Source organism: Streptomyces sp. NRRL S-118 (genome assembly GCF_000716335.1).
Taxonomy (GTDB): Bacteria; Actinomycetota; Actinomycetes; order Streptomycetales; family Streptomycetaceae; genus Streptomyces.
In genome coordinates this window covers 122,850-139,052 of sequence record NZ_KL591012.1, presented here as the reverse complement: position 1 = coordinate 139,052, position 16,203 = coordinate 122,850, and the positions used below count along the sequence as shown (strand labels likewise).

Sequence of the window (16,203 nt, the reverse complement as noted above, 5' to 3'; positions counted from 1 at the left end):
GGAAGTAGTTGGAGAGGGCCGCGTCGACCCTGTCGGGCGGGTGCACGTTGCCGTGCGCCAGGCGCCGGCGCAGCGCCTGGGGCGACATGTCGACCAGCTCTATCTGGTCGGCGCGGCGGACGACCTCGTCCGGGACGGTCTCCCGCTGGCGTACGCCCGTGATCGACTCCACGACGTCGCCCAGGGATTCCAGGTGCTGGATGTTGACGGTGGATATGACGTGGATGCCCGCGGCGAGGAGTTCCTGGACGTCCTGCCAGCGCTTGGGGTTGCGGGAGCCGGGGACGTTGGTGTGGGCGAGCTCGTCCACGAGGGCGACCGCGGGGCGGCGCTCCAGGACGGCGTCGACGTCCATCTCGGTGCGGACGCCGTCGCGGTGCGCGAGGGTCCTGGGCGGAATCTGCTCCAGCCCGTGCAGGAGCGCTTCGGTGCGGGGCCGGCCGTGGTGCTCGACGACCGCGACGGCGCAGTCGGTGCCGCGCTCCGTACGGCGGTGGGCCTCGGCGAGCATCGCGTACGTCTTGCCGACGCCCGGTGCCGCGCCGAGGTAGATCCGTAGCGTGCCGCGTCCCATGGCCTAGACCTTACGACCGGCCACCACGGCCGGTGGAGCCGGAGTCCCCTCGCGGCCGCGTCTTGACGGGATCCTGACGAGCCGCGAGGCAGGATCCTCGGGGCGTCGCGCCAGGTCGGGTGCGTGGCCCCGTGCGGAGGGGTCGCCCGTGGGGTGGCCCGGCCCGCACGCCGCGGGCCGCGCGGCGGCTCCCGGGCGCGGCACGGCAGCGCGCGGCGCCGCGTCCGCGCCCCGGGGCTCCGGACCGCGGCACCGCGACGGGCGCGGCACCGCGTCCACGGGTCAGCGGACCTCGGTGATCTCCGGCCCGCGCTGGAGCTGGCCCATGCCGCCGGAGAACCGCGAGGACTCCTGGTCCTCCTGCTGGACGCCCTCGGGCACCATCTGCGCGTCGTTCGGCAGCTTCAGGACGATCGGGTCGCGCGGGGCCATCGGGCCCTCGCCGCGGACGACCACGGTGTCGCGGAAGATCTGCTCCAGCAGTCCCGCGGCCTGCGGCTGCACCGCGCCCTGCCCGGAGATCACACCGCGCAGGAACCAGCGCGGCCCGTCCACACCCACGAAGCGCACCAGCTGCACACCGCCGGTGCCGTCGGGCAGCTGCACCGGGACCTGGGCGCGCAGCTCCCAGCCCAGCGGGCCCTCGACCTCGTCGATGACTCCGCCCTGCTGGGTGATGCCGGAGGCGATCTCCTCGCGGACCTCGCCCCAGATGCCCTCGTTCTTTGGGGCGGCGAAAGCCTGCAGCTGGATGGCGCTGTCGCGCAGCACCACGGTCGCGGCGACGATCGCGTCCCCGGCGACCTCGACCCGCAGTTCCATGCCCTCGACTCCGGGCACGAACAGGCCTCCCAGGTCCACCCGGCCCTCGTCGGGCTTGGAGACCTCGGAGACGTCCCAGGGCCCGTCGGGCCGGGGCGCCGGCGGAAGGTTCACGCGGCGCGGCTCGCCCTCGGCCGCGTCGTCGGTGTCGACCTCGTCGACGACCTGCTCGGCCTCGCGCGCCACGTCCGCTGCGTCCTCAGCGGCCCTGCTCTTCTTGCGACGTCCGAACACGTCACTGTCCTTCCCGGTCGGATACGACCGAAGCGTATCGATTCCCACCCGTCCAGCCCTCCACGGCGGCATGACCGCCGGTGGACCCGAAGCCCCCCTCGGCCCGCGCGGAGCCGGGAAGCTCCGCCACCTCGTGGAAGCGGACCTTCTCGACTTGCTGAACGACCAGTTGGGCGATCCGGTCGAACCGTTCGAACCGCACGCTCTCGCGCGGGTCGAGGTTGACCACGATCACCTTGATCTCCCCACGGTACCCGGCATCCACGGTCCCCGGGGCATTCACGAGGGCCACTCCGCACCGAGCTGCGAGCCCGGAGCGAGGGTGCACGAAGGCGGCGTACCCGTCGGGGAGGGCGATGGAGATGCCCGTGGGCAGGACGGCCCGCTCGCCGGGGGCGAGTTCGGCGGCCTCGGTGGTGACGAGGTCGGCTCCGGCGTCGCCCGGATGTTCGTACGCCGGGAGCGGTACCTCGGGGTCCACGCGGCGGATCAGCACGTCGACAGGGTGGGGCATCAGGGGTTCACCTCGAAGGCGCGGGCGCGCCGGACCTGGTCGGGGTCGGCCATCGCCGCCCGGATCTCCTCCGGACGGCCGTTGTCGATGAAGTGATCGACCTTGACCTCGATGAAAAGGGCGTCGGCCCGGACGGCGAGGGCGCCCTCGGGCCCGCCGATCCGTCCGGTCGCCCGGCAGTAGATCTTGCGGCCGTGCACGGCGGTGACCTCCGCCTCCAGGTGCAGCACGGTGCCGACGGGCACGGGCCGCAGGAAGTCGGTCTCCAGCCGTCCGGTCACGGCGATGACCCGCAGCAGCCAGTTCAGCGAGCCGAGGGTCTCGTCGAGGGCGGTGGCCAGCACGCCTCCGTGCGCCAGTCCGGGGGCGCCCTGGTGGTCCGTGGTCACCGTGAACTCGGCGGTGACGGTGACGCCCTCGCCGGCCCGCGCCGCGAGGTGCAGCCCGTGGGGCTGTCCGCCGCCGCAGCCGAAGCAGTGCTCGTAATGGGCGCCCAGGAGCTCGCCCGGGGCGGGCGCGTCGGGGTGCCGTACCGGCGGTATGGCCTCGGCGGGGGGCCTCAGTGCAGTGCTCACAGGCGCAGACCTTACCCGCGCGGGGGACCCTGGGTCGCGCCGTGCCAAGCTTGGTCGTATGCAGCCTTCCGCATCGGCTCCTGCCCCGGCTTCCGCGCCGCAGTTCGACGAACGTCTCACCGCCCCGCGCTCCTGGTGGGTGATCGCCGCCCTGGTCGGCGTCTCCGGCGCGCTGATCATGCTTCCGCTCGGCACGCTGCCGATGCTGGGCGGCCTCATCCTGGCCGGGGCGCTGGCGGCGGTCGGGGTCAGCTCGTACGGCTCCGTCCGGATCCGCGTGGTGGCCGACTCGCTGGTGGCGGGGGACGCGCGGATCCCGCTGTCGGCGCTGGGCGAACCGCGGGTGCTGGACGCCGAGGATGCGCGGGCCTGGCGTACGTACAAGGCGGACCCGCGCGCTTTCATGGTGATGCGGGGGTACGTGCCGGAGGCGGTGCGCGTCGAGGTGACGGACCCGGCGGACCCGACGCCGTACGTCTACCTGTCGAGCCGTGACCCGAAGGCCCTCGCGGCGGCGCTGGAGAAGGCCCGCAGCGCCTAGAAGCCGAGCTCCTTGACGTTCTCGGGCTGCTCCAGCGGGGGCAGCTCGGGCAGGGCGTCCCAGGGCACCTGGCGGGTGCGCAGGTCCTTGCGGATGTGCTCGGCGAGCTTCTTGGTGTCGCGCCGGTTCATCACGGCGCCGACGGCCGCACCCACCATGAAGGGCATCAGGTTCGGCAGGTTGCGCACCATGCGCTTCATGATCTGCTGGCGCAGTTCGCGTTTCATCCGGCCGCCGAGGGCGGCGTTGACGGTGGCCGGCTTGGTGACGTCGATACCGCGCTCCTCCGTCCAGGACGTGAGGTACGCAGACGCGCGCTCCCTGATGTTGCCCGGGGGCCGCTGGCCGTAGACCTCGTGGAGCTCGGCGATGAGCTTCAGCTCGATCGCCGCGACGCTCGTGATCTCCGCGGCCAGCTCGGCGGGCATCGCGGGTGGTACGGGGAGCATGGCGGCGGCGCCGACGCCCGCGCCGACCGTGGAGGTGGCGTTGGCGGCGCCCGCGATCAGCTTGTCGGCGATCTCCTCGGGGCCGAGCCCCGGGAACTGCTTGCGCAGTGTGGCGAGGTCGCGGACGGGAACGCGCGGTGCGTTCTCGATGAGCCGGTCGGCGAGGTGGGCGAGGCCCGCTCGCGCTCCCTCGCGCCCCTTGGTGACGCCGTTGCGCACGCCGTTGCGCACGGCTTCCAGGCGCCCCACCCTCTCAGGCGGTGCCGGGTGCCGGCCTGCCGCCCCGCGGGTCGCTTCGAGCGAGGCCGAGGGGCCTCGCTCGTCGTCACGCGCGCCGGGGGAGGGCAGGAGGGCGGAGTGCTCGGCGGGCACGACGGGCGTGCCCGGTGCCGGGTCCGTGCCGCCCTGGTACGCCTCCGGCTTCCGGTGGAGGGGGAGCCGGAAGCGTCGCTTCCGAGACGGGTTGTCGCCTGCCACGGCCTGCCGGACCTCAGTCGCAGTCTCGGCAGATCGGCTGACCGTTCTTCTCGCGCGCGAGCTGGCTGCGGTGGTGCACCAGGAAGCAGCTCATGCAGGTGAACTCGTCCGCCTGCTTGGGCAGCACCCGGACGGCCAGCTCTTCGTTCGACAGGTCCGCGCCGGGCAGCTCGAGGCCCTCGGCGGCCTCGAACTCGTCGACGTCGACCGTCGAGGTGGACTTGTCATTGCGGCGAGCCTTCAGTTCTTCAAGGCTGTCCGAGTCGACGTCGTCGTCGGTCTTGCGTGGGGTGTCGTAGTCCGTTGCCATGTCGCTCTCCCCCTCTGGGTGTTTGCAGTGTCTCCAGCGCACGTAACGCGTGAGAGGCCGGTCTTGTGCCCGACCTGAGGCGGAGATTTTGCCTCACATCAAGGTCTGTTACTCAATCGACACCCAACCGGACCCCTCCGGGGCGATCAGGTTCAGGTGGCGAAGGGGACCGTACACGGTCCTGGGGTGGCACCCGACGGGCGCCACCCCGTGTACTTCCCGTGATCCAGGGCCCCGGAAACCCGGACTTTTCCTGGTTTTCCGGAGGAATTCTTGATCACGGAGAGTAGATGGCCGGAAACGGTCCTTTGTGATCGATCACACACGGTCAACACGGGAACGGGTCCCGAAAATTCCGCGCAAAGCGAACACGATGACGACCGTCGCCCCGCGTGTCAGACCGGAAGGGTGACACGCATCACGAGGCCGCCGCCCTCGCGGGGCTCCGCGATGATACGGCCTCCGTGGGCCCGCGCGACGGACCGGGCGATCGAGAGCCCCAGCCCCACGCCCTTGTCGCTGCCGGTGCGCTCCTGTCGCAGCCTCCGGAACGGCTCGAAGAGATTGTCGATCTCGTAGGCGGGTACCACCGGCCCGGTGTTCGACACCACCAGCACCGCCTGGCCGTGCTGCGCCTCGGTGGTCACCTCCACCCAGCCGTCCTCGGGCACGTTGTAGCGCACCGCGTTCTGCACGAGGTTCAGGGCGATCCGCTCCAGCAGGACGCCGTTGCCCTGGACGACGGCCGGAGCCCGCTCGCCGCGGATCTCCACGCCCTTCGCCTCCGCCTCGACCCGTACCTGCTCGATGGCGCGGGAGGCGACCTCCGACAGGTCGACGGCCTTGCGCTCCACGATCTGGTTGTCGCTGCGCGCGAGCAGCAGCAGGCCCTCCACGAGCTGTTCGCTGCGCTCGTTCGTGGCCAGCAGCGTCCGGCCCAGCTGGTGCAGCTCGACGGGGGCGTCGGGGTCCGAGAGCTGGACCTCCAGCAGGGTGCGGTTGATCGCCAGCGGCGTGCGCAGCTCGTGCGAGGCGTTGGCGACGAACCGCCGCTGGGCGGTGAAGGCGCGCTCCAGCCGGTCCAGCATGTCGTCGAAGGTGTCGGCGAGCTCCTTCAGCTCGTCGTCCGGACCGTCCAGCTCGATGCGGCGGCTCAGATCCGTGCCGGCCACGTTCCGGGCCGTGCGCGTGATCTTGCCCAGCGGGGACAGGACCCGGCCCGCCATCGCGTAACCGAACGCGAAGGCGATGATCGACAGGCCCAGCAGCGCGAACAGGGAGCGGCGCAGCAGGTCGTCCAGTGCGTGCTGGCGCTGCTGGTTCACACAGGCGTTCATCGCCCGGTTGGCCTCCTCGGCGCTGGGAGGCCCGGGCGGGAAGTTGCAGATGTCACTGCTCAGCGTGCCCTCGACCATCCGGAAGGGCAGCTCGCTGCCGATGTGCAGCGCCTGCGCCGCCAGCAGGTAGATGATCGACAGCAACAGGATGCCGGCGATCAGGAACATGCCGCCGTACAGCAGCGTCAGCCGTATCCGGATGGTGGGCCGGAGCCACGGGCGGACCGGTTCCCGGGGGTCCCACGTCGGCTTGGGGGGTGCCTGGGGAGGCACGGGAGTCGTCGCCACGGCTCAGATCCGGTAACCGGAGCCCGGCACGGTGACGATCACCGGCGGCTCGCCCAGCTTGCGGCGCAGGGTCATGACCGTGACCCGGACGACGTTCGTGAACGGGTCCGTGTTCTCGTCCCAGGCCTTCTCCAGCAGTTGCTCGGCCGAGACGACCGCACCCTCGCTGCGCATCAGCACCTCCAGCACCGCGAACTCCTTCGGCGCCAGCTGGATCTCCTTGCCGTCGCGGAAGACCTCGCGGCGGTTGGGGTCGAGCTTGATGCCCGCCCGCTCCAGGACCGGCGGCAGCGGCACCGTCGTACGCCGCCCCAGGGCCCGCACGCGCGCGATGAGCTCGCTGAACGCGAAGGGCTTGGGGAGGTAGTCGTCGGCGCCGATCTCCAGGCCCTCCACGCGGTCGCTGACGTCACCGGAGGCGGTGAGCATCAGGACGCGGGTGGCCATGCCCAGGTCGACGATCTTGCGGCAGACGTCGTCGCCGTGGACGAGCGGCAGGTCGCGGTCGAGGACGACGACGTCGTAGTCGTTGACCCCGATGCGTTCCAGGGCCGCCGCCCCGTCGTACACGACGTCGACGGCCATGGCCTCCCGGCGCAGTCCGGTGGCCACCGCATCGGCGAGCAGCTGCTCGTCCTCGACGACGAGTACGCGCACGGCGCTGATCCTTCCTCCGAGCCCGGGTCCGGGCGGTTGACTGTGTGCATCCATCCTGCCCCTTACGCGCGTAAACCGGCGGTAAGGCACTTGGCCGCAAGAGCGCTGGTCACGGCTCCGGCACCGGGAATTCACCGGATTCACGAACGACTTGAGGTTTCTGTGAGACAGCACTGGGGGAGGACGTCTGCACACCCGAGATCACGCCGTGTATGTGGCGCGCCACGAACCGCTCTGTCCCCCAGAGGTGCCGTGCGTGATCACCTACCGATCGACCGACCCTCGGCACACCCCCGTGCCACTGACCCATGACGAGGGGGCGCACGATGGACGCTTTCACGACAGGACTGCTGCAGCGCATAAAGGCCGCGGAGTCCCACCTCACGCAGGCACGTGAGACGGGCGACGACTTCCTGGCCGACGTGGAGCAGGAGGAGCTCGAAGACCTGCGCCGCCTCGCCGCCGAACACGGCGTGGAGATCGGCGCCGCGACGGCCTGAGGCCCGTCCGAACCCGCAGGAACGAGCGGCCCCGATGTCCGGGTATGACATCGGGGCCGCTCGCTGTGTCCGGTCGCGCTCCCGCGTACGGGGCGGGCACCGGCGCACCGGTGCTCAGTCGTGCCAGGCGCCGAACTCCTCCAGCAGCTCCTGGAGCGGCTCGAGGACGCCGGGGGACGCCGCCACCGTCAGTTCGCGCGACGGGGGCGAGCCGGGGCGCCCGCCGGTCAGGGCGCCGGCCTCGCGGGCGAGCAGGGCGCCGGCCGCCAGGTCCCAGGGGTGGAGCCCGCGCTCGTAGTAGCCGTCCAGACGGCCGGCCGCCACGTCGGCGAGGTCGACCGCCGCCGAGCCGCCGCGGCGGATGTCACGCACCCGCGGGATGAGCCGCTGCGCCACGTCCGCCTGGTGGGCTCGGACCTCGGCGACGTAGTTGAAGCCGGTGGACACCAGGGCCTGGTCCAGCGGGGGTGCGGGACGGCAGCGGAGGGGCCGGCCGTTCAGGAACGCGCCGCCGCCGAGCACGGCGTGGAACGTCTCGTCGCGCATGGGGACCACCACGACCCCCACGAGGGTCTCGCCGTCCCGTTCGGCGGCGATGGACACCGCCCACGTCGGCAGGCCGTAGAGGTAGTTCACGGTGCCGTCGAGCGGGTCGACCACCCAGCGGACGCCGCTGACGCCCTCCGTCACGCCGCCCTCCTCGCCGAGGAGGCCGTCGTCCGGCCGGTGCTCGGCGAGGAAGCCGGCGATCAGCTTCTCGGCGGCGATGTCCATCTCGGTGACGACGTCGATGGGGCTGGACTTGGTGGCCCGGACGCCGAGGTCGGCGGGGCGGCCGTCGCGCAGCAGCGCACCGGCCCGCCGCGCGGCTTCCAGGGCCGGCTCGAGCAGCTCGTCGGGGAGCGGGTGGCTCGTCACGGGGTCTCCTTACGCGTACGGGCTGTCGGCGCCCGCCGCCGCGGGCCGCGGGGCCCGGGCCGGGCAGCAGCCGATGGGGCACAGGTCGTGCGAAGGGCCCAGTGCGCCGAGCGCGCAGCGCTCCACCACTGTGCCCCGCTCCGCCGCCGCCCGCTCCAGGACGAGGTCGCGGACGGCCGCGGCGAAGCGCGGGTCGGCGCCCACGGTGGCCGACCTGCGCACCGGCAGGCCCAGCTCCGCGGCCTTCGCGGTGGCTTCGGTGTCCAGGTCGTACAGGACCTCCATGTGGTCCGAGACGAACCCGATCGGCACCATCACGACCGCGGGCGCCCCGGCGCCGTGCAGTGCCTCCAGGTGGTCGCAGATGTCCGGCTCCAGCCACGGGATGTGCGGGGCGCCGCTGCGCGACTGGTAGACGAGTTCCCACGGGTGCTCGATGCCCGTCTCGTCCCGTACGGCGTCGGCGATGAGCCGCGCCACGTCCAGGTGCTCCTTCACGTAGGCACCGCCCTCCCCGTGCTCCTCGACGGGCCCGGAGGTGTCGGCGGCGGAGACCGGGATGGAGTGGGTGGTGAAGGCGAGGTGGGCGCCCGCGCGGACGGACTCGTCCAGCTCCGCGAGCGACGCCAGGACGCCGTCGATCATGGGCCGGACGAACCCGGGGTGGTTGAAGTAGTGGCGCAGCTTGTCGACGCGCGGCCGCGGCAGGCCCTCCGCCTCCATGGTCGCGAGGGCGTCCGCGAGGTTCTCCCGGTACTGGCGGCAGCCGGAGTACGACGCGTACGCGCTGGTGGCGAGGACCGCGATGCGGCGGTGGCCGGCCCGGACCATCTCGCGGAGGGTGTCGGTCAGGTACGGCGCCCAGTTCCGGTTGCCCCAGTGCACGGGCAGGTCGAGACCCGCGTCCGCGAAGTCCTTGCGCAGCGCGGCCAGCAGGGCGCGGTTCTGCTCGTTGATCGGGCTGACGCCGCCGAAGAGGAAGTAGTGCTGCCCCACCTCCTTCAGCCGCTCCTTGGGGATGCCGCGGCCGCGGGTGACGTTCTCCAGGAACGGGACCACGTCGTCGGGGCCCTCGGGGCCGCCGAAGGAGAGCAGCAGCAGGGCGTCGTAGGGGGCTGGATCGCGCTGATCGGACATGGGATCGATCCTGCCACCCGGGTCCGGCGGCGGAGAAACCGCCGTGCGGGCTCACCCGTTCGGGCGTAACCTGTGAAGACTGCCCATGCGCCTTACGCACTGCTACGCGCCGTTGCGTGCCGCTACGCCCCTCTGCCTGACCGCCCGACCGGCCGGAGTACCCCTTGCCCAGTCCCTACCGCGCGATCTTCGCCGCCCCCGGCACCGTGGGGTTCTCCCTCGCCGGATTCCTCGGCCGGATGCCGCTGGCCATGATGGGCATCGGCATCGTCACGATGGTCTCGCAGCTCACCGGGCGCTACGGGCTGGCGGGGGCGCTCTCGGCGACCCTCGCCGTCTCCGCCGCGGTGCTCGGCCCGCAGGTCTCCCGGCTCGTGGACCGGTACGGCCAGCGCCGGGTGCTGCGCCCGGCGACGCTCATCACGGTGGCGGCGGTGGCGGGTCTGCTGCTCTGCGCGCAGCAGGGCCTGCCGGACTGGACGATGTTCGCCTTCACGGCCGCCGCCGGCTGCGTGCCCAGCATCGGGGCGATGACCCGGGCCCGCTGGGCGTCGATCTACGAGGGCTCCGCGCGGGAGCTGCACACGGCGTACTCCTTCGAGTCGATCATCGACGAGGTGTGCTTCATCTTCGGCCCCATCGTCTCCATCGGGCTGTCGACGATCTGGTTCCCGGAGGCGGGACCGCTGCTGGCGGCCGTGTTCCTGGCGGTGGGCGTGTGGTGGCTGACCGCGCAGCGCGCCACCGAGCCGGTGCCGCACCCCGTGGAGCAGCACACCGGCGGCAGCGCGCTGCGCTCCCCCGGTCTGCAGGTGCTGGTGGCCGCCTTCGTCGCCACGGGCGCGATCTTCGGGGCGGTGGACGTGGTGACGGTGGCCTTCGCCGAGGAGGAGGGGCACAAGGCCGCCGCGAGCCTGGTGCTGGCGGTCTACGCGCTGGGCTCCTGTCTCGCGGGTGCGGTCTTCGGCCTGCTGCACCTGAAGGGTGAGCCGTCGCGCCGCTGGGTCCTGGGTGTCTGCGCGATGGCCGTGAGTATGATCCCCCTCCAACTGGCCGGGAGCCTGCCTGTCCTGGCCGTGGCGCTCTTTGTCGCGGGCCTTGCCATCGCACCGACGATGGTGACGACCATGGCCCTCGTCGAGGCGCACGTACCGCGCACCAAACTGACCGAGGGCATGTCCTGGACGGGTACCGGGCTCGCGGTCGGCGTGGCGCTCGGCTCCTCGGCCGCCGGCTGGGTGGTCGACGCACACGGAGCGGCGGCGGGGTACGCGGTGCCCGGCATTGCGGGGGTGCTGGCGGCCGTGGTGGCGTTCCTGGGGTACCGCCGGCTGCGCGAGCCGGTACCGACGCGGGAGGGGCGGCGTGAGCAGGACTCTGCACAGTCTGAACAGTCGGAGCGGCAGGGACACGTGGCGTAACTGGGCGGGCAACGTCGCCGTCCGGCCCGTACGGGAAGCGCGCCCCGCCTCCGTGGCGGAGCTGGTCGACGCGGTGCGCGGGGCCGCCGAGCAGGGGCTGCGGGTCAAGACCGTGGGTACGGGGCACTCCTTCACCTCCATAGCCGCGACCGACGGGCTGCTGATCCGGCCGGACCTCCTCACCGGGATCCGCCGCATCGACCGCCGCGCGATGACCGTGACGGTGGAGTCCGGCACTCCGCTGAAGCGGCTGAACGTGGCCCTGGCCCGGGAGGGCCTGTCGCTCACGAACATGGGCGACATCATGGAGCAGACGGTGGCGGGGGCGACCAGCACCGGGACGCACGGCACGGGCCGGGACTCGGCCTCGATCGCCGCGCAGATCAGGGAGCTGGAACTGGTCACGGCGGACGGCCGGGTGATGACCTGTTCCGAGAAGGAGAACCCGGACGTCTTCGCGGCCGCCCGGATCGGGCTCGGCGCCCTGGGGGTGGTCTCGGCCATCACCTTCGCCGTCGAGCCGGTCTTCCTGCTCACCGCGCGCGAGGAGCCGATGACCTTCGACAAGGTCACCTCGGAGTTCGACGCGCTGCACGCGGAGAACGAGCACTTCGAGTTCTACTGGTTCCCGCACACCGGCAACTGCACCACCAAGCGCAACAACCGCAGCGCCGGTCCCGCCGCGCCGCCCGGCCGGATCAGCGGCTGGATCGAGGACGAGTTCCTCTCCAACGGGCTCTTCCAGGTGGTGAACTCGGTCGGCCGGGCCGCCCCGGCCGCCGTCCCGGCGATCGCCAGGATCTCCAGCCGGGCCCTGTCCGCCCGTACGTACACGGACATCCCGTACAAGGTGTTCACCAGTCCGCGCCGGGTGCGGTTCGTGGAGATGGAGTACGCGCTCCCGCGCGAGGCGGCCATCGGCGCGCTGCGCGAGCTGAAGGCCATGGTCGACCGGTCGCCGCTGCGGGTCAGCTTCCCGGTGGAGGTGCGCACGGCCCCCGCGGACGACATCACCCTCTCGACGGCGTCGGGCCGGGAGACGGCGTACATCGCGGTGCACATGTACAAGGGCACGCCGTACCACGCCTACTTCACGTCCGCGGAACGGATCATGACGGCGCACGGGGGCCGGCCGCACTGGGGCAAGGTGCACACGCGGGACGCGGCGTACTTCGCCGGGGTCTATCCGCGGTTCGGCGAGTTCACCGCTCTGCGGGACCGGCTGGACCCGGACCGGCTGTTCGGCAACGACTATCTGCGGCGGGTGCTGGGCGACTGACGCTCCGTCGAGCCCTTGGGGGTGCCGCGCCCCATGACCGAAATCGAATAGTTCCGTTTGCGTTGATTGCGTGAAGGATGGCGTGCACGGGGAATAGCCGGCGGAGTCCAACTGGCGCGCCGCGCGACAACTTCGACGGCGCGCCGGTCCACCCTGGTGGCCCGAATGGAGTACTGTGGCGAACCCTGGGCTCCGGTCCTTGACGGGTGTCCGGGACCAACGGGAGGGGGCCTCACATGGCACTCGATCCGGCGGCGCCGCGGCACCGTACGGACACCTGCTGCACAGAGTGATCGTCATGGTCACCCTGCGTTGCAAATAGGTAACCGTGCCATAACGGCGTTCCAGGGCCCATGCCCGACACGCCGGGCAACTCGGCAAGGTTGTGGCAGGCTGCACCCGGGCAGGCCACACTCGACTAGCGGAAGCAGCGACGCAGGTGACGTCGGCAGGCACCACCCGGGAGGTCCCCATGCCCGAACTGCGTGTCGTGGCCGTCTCCAACGACGGCACACGACTGGTGCTGAAGGCTGCTGACAACACGGAGTACACGCTTCCGATCGACGAACGCCTGCGCGCCGCCGTACGCAACGACCGCGCCCGGCTGGGTCAGATCGAGATCGAGGTGGAGAGCCACCTCCGCCCGCGTGACATCCAGGCGCGGATACGGGCCGGTGCCTCCGCGGAGGAGGTCGCCCAGCTCGCCGGCATCCCGGTCGAGCGGGTGCGCCGTTTCGAGGGCCCCGTGCTCGCGGAGCGCGCCTTCATGGCCGAACGGGCCCGCAAGACCCCCGTGCGCCGTCCCGGTGAGAACACCGGTCCGCAGCTCGGCGAGGCGGTGCAGGAGCGGCTGCTGCTGCGCGGCGCCGACAAGGACACCGTGGTGTGGGACTCCTGGCGCCGGGACGACGGCACCTGGGAGGTCCTGCTGGTCTACCGGGTCGCGGGCGAGGTGCACTCGGCGAGCTGGACGTACGACCCGCCCAGGCGGCTCGTCCAGGCCGTGGACGACGAGGCACGGGCGCTGATCGGCGAGACCGACGACGCCGTGGCGGTGCAGGAGCCGAGCTTCCCCTTCGTACCCCGGATCGCGCGGCTGCCGCGCGACCGGCCGCTGGACCGCACCCCGGTTCCGCCGCCGGCTCCGGAGACCGACGACGAGCCCGAGCGGGACTCGCTGACCAGCCTGCTGGAGGCCGTGCCGAGCTTCCGGGGCGACATGGTCGTACCGGAGCGCCCGGCCGCCGACTCCTCCCCCACGGACCCCGACGAGGAACCGGACGCGGTGGAGCCTCCGGCCCCCGCCGCTTCGGCGGGCGCCGGCTCGGCGTACGCGGACGTGCTCATGCCGCGGGCGGTGAGCGGTCACCGCGACCGGCTCACCGGCACCACCGACCGGCAGGCGGAGGCGGACGGCGTCCGCCCGGGCCGCCGGGCGGCGGTCCCGAGCTGGGACGAGATCGTCTTCGGCACGCGCCGCAAGAAGCAGGAGTGAGCGCGGCAGCAGGAGCGACCACCGGAGCAACTCCCGCTGCCCGGTGCCCGCGGTGTGCACCTCCGGGCGCCGGGCGGTCCTGTACGGGCCACCCGGCACGACCGTGGGCCGGTCAGCCGCGGTCCGGACCCTTGGCGACGGGGCGGGTGGAGTCGCTGACCCAGTCGGACCAGGAGCCGGCGTAGAGGGCCGCCCGGATGCCGGCGATCTCCAGGGCCACGATCTGCTGCGCGGCCGACACACCGGAACCGCAGTAGACACCGACCTGGGGGGCGTCCGCCGCACCCAGCGTCTTGAAACGGGCGGCCAGCGCCTCGGCCGGCAGGAAGCGGCCCTCCCCGTCGACGTTCTCCATGGTCGGGGCCGACACCGCGCCCGGGATGTGGCCGGCCACCGGGTCGATCGGCTCCACATCGCCCCGGTAGCGCTCCGCCGCCCGCGCGTCCAGCAGGAGGCCCGTCCGGGCCAGTTCCGCTGCCCCGTCCGCGTCCAGCAGCGGCAGGGCGCCCGGCCGTGGCGTGAAGTCGCCGACGGGCGGTGTGGGCGTCGCCGTCGACAGCTCGCCCCGCCACGCCTCCAGACCGCCGTCGAGCACCTGTACGTCCTGGTGTCCCGCCCAGCGCAGCAGCCACCACGCGCGGGCCGCAGCCCATCCCTGACCGCCGTCGTACGCGACCACCCGTGACGACGCCGAGACACCGGCCCGGCGCATCACCGCGCCGAACTCCGCCACGTCGGGCAGGGGATGCCGGCCCCCGCGGCCCCCGGCGCCGGGCGTGCCGGCCAGTTCCGAGTCCAGGTCCACGTACACCGCGCCGGGGATGTGCCCCGCCTCGTACGCCGGGCGTCCGGGCGGGGCTCCGAGCTGGTAGCGGACGTCAAGAAGGACCGGCGGACGGGGCCCGGCGAGCTCGGCCGCCAGTTCGGATGCGGAAATGATGGGGTTCATATGTGCCATCCTCCCGCAGACACGGCCCCCGCGGTGCGTGCCGCAGGGCGGATGGGCAACGAAAAATCGGGCATCCTCCTGCGGGATCGCGCCACATCCCGGCGCGGCCGGGACGCACTGCGCGGCCGGTGGTGCAAGCATCTGACGAGGCGTGAGGCCGGCACCCGAACGGTCCGCACGTCCGGTCCCCCCTGCACGGCCACGACCGATGGTCCGAGGAGAGAGTGACGATGACCGAGGCGGCTCGGCACAAGCCCGGTACACCCTGCTGGGTGAGTTTGATGGTGCGCGACCTTGACACGACGCAGGAGTTCTACGGGGGGCTGTTCGGCTGGAGCTTCCGGCCCGGTCCCCAGCAGCTCGGCCCGTACGTGCGCGGACTGCTCGACGGCGAGGAAGTCGCCGGCATCGGGCGGCTCCCGGCCGACCGCGGCCTGCCGGTCGCCTGGACCCCGTACCTGGCGTCGGCCGACGCCGGCGAGACCGCCGAAGCGATCCGGTGCAGCGGCGGCACGGTCGCCGTGGGGCCGCTGGACGCCGCCGACGCCGGCCGCATGGTGATCTGCTCCGACCCGACGGGGGCCGTCTTCGGGGTCTGGGAGCCGGCCGCCCACCTCGGGACGGCGGTGGGCGGCAGACACGGCACGCCCGCCTGGAACGAGCTGCTGACGCAGGAGACGGAGTCGGTCAGCAAGTTCTACAAGACGGTGTTCGGCTACGAGCTCGAACCGCTGGTCTCGGCCGATCTCGACCTGGTGACGCTGAGGACCGGCGACCGCCCGGTGGCCTCGCTGCACGGTGTCGGCGCCGCGCTGCCCCGCGACCGGGGCGCGCACTGGATGACCTGGTTCGAGGTGACGGACACGGACGACGCGGCGCGCCGGGTGACCGAGCTGGGCGGCCAGGTCCTGCAGCCGCCGCGCGACGATGCCGCCGGTCGCCACGCGACGGTCGCGGACCCGGAGGGCGCGGTGTTCACGATCGTGCGGTCGGCCCCGCGCTGATCTCGTCCGCGACCGGCAGGACGTCCGGGGACAGGGCCGCCGCGCGGGCGGTCGCGGCCGTCATCCGGCGCCGGTGGTGGCGCCGGCACAGCACCTCGTACCCGATCTCGTTCCCGGCGTCGACGTCGACGTCACCGACGACGACCTGGGCGCCCTCGACGACCATCTCGCCACCGACGGTGCGCGCGTTGTGCGTGGCGCGCGCACCGCACCAGCACAACGCCTCGACCTGTAGACGCTCGACGCGGTCGGCCAGTTCCAGCAGCCGCTGGGAGCCGGGGAAGAGCTTGGAGCGGAAGTCGGTGGTGATGCCGAAGGCGAAGACGTCGAGCTCGAGGTCGTCGACGACCCGGGCGAGCTGGTCGATCTGCTCCGGCGCGAGGAACTGCGCCTCGTCGGCGATGACGTAGTCGCACCGGCCGCCCTTGCTGAGGTGGCGGACGAGGTACGCGTAGAAGTCGAAGCCCTCGGCGGCCTCGACGGCGTCCGTGACCAGGCCGAGCCGCGAGGAGAGCTTGCCCTCGCCCGCGCGGTCGTCGCGGGTGAAGATCATGCCCTGCAGGCCCCGGGCGGAGCGGTTGTGCTCGATCTGAAGAGCGAGGGTGCTCTTTCCGCAGTCCATCGTTCCGGAGAAGAACACCAACTCGGGCATGGGGAAGTGACGACCTTTCGGGTCAGGTGGGCCGGGGGCGCCGGATTGCCGGGGTTTTTCTGGCTCTGTC

17 protein-coding genes and 1 pseudogene are annotated in these 16,203 nt (G+C 72.4%); 6 read left to right on the top strand and 12 right to left on the bottom strand.

Features of this window, described 5'->3' with window-relative positions; translation table 11 throughout:
- The 4 genes and pseudogenes from IH00_RS0121285 to IH00_RS0121270 all read right to left on the bottom strand — a co-directional run.
- Positions 1 to 574: pseudogene (locus IH00_RS0121285) on the bottom strand (histidine kinase); the annotation flags it as partial.
- Positions 575 to 856: 282 nt separating this feature from the next.
- Positions 857 to 1,630 carry a DUF3710 domain-containing protein gene (locus IH00_RS0121280; RefSeq protein WP_031075941.1) on the bottom strand — a complete coding sequence of 258 codons (774 nt, stop codon included), beginning with the start codon at positions 1,628 to 1,630 and terminating at the stop codon, positions 857 to 859.
- Between the two features lies 1 nt (position 1,631).
- Positions 1,632 to 2,147 carry a dUTP diphosphatase gene (gene dut / locus IH00_RS0121275; RefSeq protein WP_199819792.1) on the bottom strand — a complete coding sequence of 172 codons (516 nt, stop codon included), beginning with the start codon at positions 2,145 to 2,147 and terminating at the stop codon, positions 1,632 to 1,634.
- Positions 2,144 to 2,719, bottom strand: coding sequence for a PaaI family thioesterase (locus tag IH00_RS0121270; protein WP_031075939.1), 576 nt, complete (start codon positions 2,717 to 2,719; stop codon positions 2,144 to 2,146). The genes dut and IH00_RS0121270 overlap by 4 nt, the downstream gene beginning before the upstream one ends.
- Positions 2,720 to 2,777: 58 nt before the next feature.
- On the opposite strand from IH00_RS0121270, the gene IH00_RS0121265 reads away from it, so the two are divergent.
- A complete protein-coding gene (locus tag IH00_RS0121265; RefSeq protein WP_031075937.1) occupies positions 2,778 to 3,260 on the top strand; it encodes a DUF3093 domain-containing protein in 483 nt (160 codons plus the stop codon).
- Here IH00_RS0121265 and IH00_RS0121260 read toward each other — a convergent pair.
- From IH00_RS0121260 to IH00_RS0121245, 4 genes are all read right to left on the bottom strand, one after another.
- Positions 3,257 to 4,186, bottom strand: coding sequence for a hypothetical protein (locus tag IH00_RS0121260; RefSeq protein ID WP_031075935.1), 930 nt, complete (start codon positions 4,184 to 4,186; stop codon positions 3,257 to 3,259). The two genes, IH00_RS0121265 and IH00_RS0121260, sit on opposite strands and share 4 nt — an antisense overlap.
- A 13-nt stretch (positions 4,187 to 4,199) precedes the next feature.
- Positions 4,200 to 4,496: a DUF4193 domain-containing protein gene (locus IH00_RS0121255; protein ID WP_003955561.1), complete on the bottom strand. Its 297-nt coding sequence runs from the start codon at positions 4,494 to 4,496 to the stop codon at positions 4,200 to 4,202.
- 395 nt (positions 4,497 to 4,891) lie between these two features.
- Positions 4,892 to 6,121 carry a sensor histidine kinase gene (locus tag IH00_RS0121250; RefSeq protein ID WP_031075933.1) on the bottom strand — a complete coding sequence of 410 codons (1,230 nt, stop codon included), beginning with the start codon at positions 6,119 to 6,121 and terminating at the stop codon, positions 4,892 to 4,894.
- A gap of 3 nt (positions 6,122 to 6,124) precedes the next feature.
- A complete protein-coding gene (locus IH00_RS0121245) occupies positions 6,125 to 6,778 on the bottom strand; it encodes a response regulator transcription factor (RefSeq protein WP_031075931.1) in 654 nt (217 codons plus the stop codon).
- A 326-nt stretch (positions 6,779 to 7,104) separates the two neighbouring features.
- Here IH00_RS0121245 and IH00_RS43415 point away from each other — a divergent pair, with 326 nt between their 5' ends.
- Entirely contained in the window at positions 7,105 to 7,278 is a 174-nt protein-coding gene (locus IH00_RS43415; protein ID WP_199819789.1) for a hypothetical protein, read from the top strand.
- 114 nt (positions 7,279 to 7,392) lie between these two features.
- Here IH00_RS43415 and IH00_RS0121235 read toward each other — a convergent pair whose 3' ends face one another.
- Both IH00_RS0121235 and IH00_RS0121230 read right to left on the bottom strand, forming a co-directional pair.
- Positions 7,393 to 8,196, bottom strand: coding sequence for an inositol monophosphatase family protein (locus IH00_RS0121235; RefSeq protein WP_031075930.1), 804 nt, complete (start codon positions 8,194 to 8,196; stop codon positions 7,393 to 7,395).
- A gap of 9 nt (positions 8,197 to 8,205) precedes the next feature.
- Positions 8,206 to 9,333, bottom strand: coding sequence for a ferrochelatase (locus tag IH00_RS0121230; RefSeq protein WP_031075928.1), 1,128 nt, complete (start codon positions 9,331 to 9,333; stop codon positions 8,206 to 8,208).
- A gap of 164 nt (positions 9,334 to 9,497) precedes the next feature.
- Here IH00_RS0121230 and IH00_RS0121225 point away from each other — a divergent pair, with 164 nt between their 5' ends.
- The 3 genes from IH00_RS0121225 to sepH all read left to right on the top strand — a co-directional run bounded on the left by IH00_RS0121225 (position 9,498) and on the right by sepH (position 13,528).
- Entirely contained in the window at positions 9,498 to 10,754 is a 1,257-nt protein-coding gene (locus tag IH00_RS0121225) for an MFS transporter (protein ID WP_031075926.1), read from the top strand.
- Complete coding sequence (locus IH00_RS0121220; protein WP_031075924.1) at positions 10,720 to 12,033, top strand: D-arabinono-1,4-lactone oxidase; 1,314 nt, start codon at positions 10,720 to 10,722, stop codon at positions 12,031 to 12,033. The genes IH00_RS0121225 and IH00_RS0121220 overlap by 35 nt, the downstream gene beginning before the upstream one ends.
- A gap of 439 nt (positions 12,034 to 12,472) precedes the next feature.
- Entirely contained in the window at positions 12,473 to 13,528 is a 1,056-nt protein-coding gene (gene sepH, locus IH00_RS0121215; RefSeq protein WP_078887878.1) for a septation protein SepH, read from the top strand.
- A 112-nt stretch (positions 13,529 to 13,640) separates the two neighbouring features.
- Here the strand turns inward: sepH and IH00_RS0121210 are convergent, their stop codons facing one another.
- Positions 13,641 to 14,477 carry a sulfurtransferase gene (locus tag IH00_RS0121210; protein WP_031075922.1) on the bottom strand — a complete coding sequence of 279 codons (837 nt, stop codon included), beginning with the start codon at positions 14,475 to 14,477 and terminating at the stop codon, positions 13,641 to 13,643.
- A gap of 230 nt (positions 14,478 to 14,707) precedes the next feature.
- Between IH00_RS0121210 and IH00_RS0121205 the strand changes: the two genes are divergently transcribed.
- A complete protein-coding gene (locus IH00_RS0121205; protein WP_031075920.1) occupies positions 14,708 to 15,481 on the top strand; it encodes a VOC family protein in 774 nt (257 codons plus the stop codon).
- Here IH00_RS0121205 and IH00_RS0121200 read toward each other — a convergent pair.
- Complete coding sequence (locus IH00_RS0121200) at positions 15,453 to 16,133, bottom strand: thymidine kinase (RefSeq protein ID WP_052411534.1); 681 nt, start codon at positions 16,131 to 16,133, stop codon at positions 15,453 to 15,455. The genes IH00_RS0121205 and IH00_RS0121200 overlap by 29 nt on opposite strands.
- Between the last annotated feature and the right edge of the window lie 70 nt (positions 16,134 to 16,203).

What these genes read in the sequence shown, in the direction of transcription:
- IH00_RS0121265 (WP_031075937.1), top strand. Translation starts at nt 2,778, where the DNA reads ATGCAGCCTTCCGCATCGGCTCCTGCCCCGGCTTCCGCGCCGCAGTTC.
- IH00_RS0121255 (WP_003955561.1), bottom strand. Translation starts at nt 4,496, where the DNA reads ATGGCAACGGACTACGACACCCCACGCAAGACCGACGACGACGTCGAC.
- IH00_RS43415 (WP_199819789.1), top strand. Translation starts at nt 7,105, where the DNA reads ATGGACGCTTTCACGACAGGACTGCTGCAGCGCATAAAGGCCGCGGAG.
- IH00_RS0121230 (WP_031075928.1), bottom strand. Translation starts at nt 9,333, where the DNA reads ATGTCCGATCAGCGCGATCCAGCCCCCTACGACGCCCTGCTGCTGCTC.
- IH00_RS0121210 (WP_031075922.1), bottom strand. Translation starts at nt 14,477, where the DNA reads ATGAACCCCATCATTTCCGCATCCGAACTGGCGGCCGAGCTCGCCGGG.
- IH00_RS0121205 (WP_031075920.1), top strand. Translation starts at nt 14,708, where the DNA reads ATGACCGAGGCGGCTCGGCACAAGCCCGGTACACCCTGCTGGGTGAGT.
- IH00_RS0121200 (WP_052411534.1), bottom strand. Translation starts at nt 16,133, where the DNA reads ATGCCCGAGTTGGTGTTCTTCTCCGGAACGATGGACTGCGGAAAGAGC.